Raw genomic sequence first — 1,426 nt, 5'->3', positions numbered from 1 at the left:
GCTCGTAAGGCCGTCAAGAAGGGCGTAGCCAAGGTAGCTCGCAAGAGCGCCGGCCGCGTCGCAGCTGTAAAGAAGACGGTCCGCAAGGCCGCCAGCAAGAAGATCGCCCCCAAGGCGGTCAAGAGGTCCACTGCCAGCAAGACCGGTCGTACGGCGGCACGCAAGAGCGCCGTTCGTGGCCGTCGTAAGTAAGTAGCACCTATTCCGCCCGGCGCCWGGCGCCGGGCGGAATACCTATAAGAGAAGAGTCATGGCGATCAAGATCGAAAAGAAGATCAAGGGCTATAACGTCGTTAAGCCCGAAGACAAGGCCRCTCCGGCCCCCACGCCTGTGCCGGTGAAAGAAGCCGCGCCCGTGGCCGAAGTCATCCAGATGCACGAAAGCCTGGAACGACCGGAGACCCTCGTCGGCAGCACGTACAAGATCAAGTCGCCGCTCTTTGAGCACGCGCTGTACGTGACGGTTAACGATATCGTCCTGAACGCCGGTACCAAGCATGAGATGCGCCGCCCCTTCGAGCTGTTCATCAACTCGAAGAACATGGACCACTTCCAGTGGATCGTGGCGCTCACCCGAATTTTGTCCGCCGTCTTCCGCAAGGGTGGCGACGTGACGTTTATTGTTGAAGAGCTCAAGGCGGTTTTTGATCCGCGTGGGGGCTACTTCAAGGCTGGCGGCGTTTATATGCCGAGCATCGTCGCCGAGATCGGCGCGGTGGTTGAGCAGCATATGAAGTCGATCGGCCTGATTCACGACCCGGAAATGAGCGACGCGACCCGCGCGCTGATTGCCGAGAAGCGTGCCGCCTATGAAAAGGCCGCCAAGCCTGCCGTTCCCGCAGCTGCTCCTGTAGGAGCCGGCTCCGCCGGCGATGCTCCTGCCTCTCAGGCCGCCGCAGAAGCCGCCCACATGAATGCCTCAGGCTTCCCCGCTGGCGCCACGCTCTGCGCTAAGTGCAATACGCAGGCGCTGGTGCTGATGGATGGTTGCCAGACTTGTTTGAATTGTGGGTATTCGAAGTGCGGGTGAGAGGATCTTCCGTGAAGTAACGATCGACTTGCCGGAGTGGAAGGATTCATGGCGACCAAGGCAATCCGCAAGATCGCAACGAAGAAGACGGTGGCGAAGCAATCCTTCGCGAAGAAGTCGGCAAAGAAAGCTGCAGAGAAAGTAGTAACGAAGGTCGCGGCTAAAAAGGTCGTCAGAAAGACGGCCGATGGGAAGGCTGCCCCTGCGATGGCGGCGAAGAAGGCGGTCAAAAAGAAGAGCGCGCGGAAGGCTTCTTCCTCCGCTACGGCGAAACGCGCTTTGAAGCGTCCCGCCGCGAAGAAGGGTCCAGGTGGCGGCGGCTGACCCATGGAGCGGAATGTATACGAGTCCCCAAAGGATGGGCTCTTATCAATAGGGCATGACTACTACTACTGG

Annotated in this window: 2 protein-coding genes and 1 pseudogene; all 3 read left to right on the top strand. The window is 59.7% G+C overall.

Annotated features, from left to right (window positions below; translation table 11 throughout):
* A pseudogene (locus AC1DT2_RS23325) lies at positions 1-192 on the top strand (hypothetical protein); the annotation flags it as partial.
* Positions 193-250: 58 nt separating this feature from the next.
* Positions 251-1,030, top strand: a complete 780-nt coding sequence (locus AC1DT2_RS23320) for a TSCPD domain-containing protein (RefSeq protein ID WP_477299055.1) — start codon at positions 251-253, stop codon at positions 1,028-1,030.
* Positions 1,031-1,078: 48 nt separating this feature from the next.
* Entirely contained in the window at positions 1,079-1,354 is a 276-nt protein-coding gene (locus tag AC1DT2_RS23315; protein WP_477299053.1) for a hypothetical protein, read from the top strand.
* Positions 1,355-1,426: the final 72 nt, after the last annotated feature.

The organism is Luteibacter sp. P4_E6 (genome assembly GCF_056401535.1).
Note: the sequence above shows the minus strand (reverse complement) of the source record. Positions and strands in the feature narration are given on the sequence as shown.

Bases quoted from the DNA above. Each gene is read 5' to 3' on its own strand.
- AC1DT2_RS23315 (WP_477299053.1), top strand. From the start codon at position 1,079: ATGGCGACCAAGGCAATCCGCAAGATCGCAACGAAGAAGACGGTGGCG.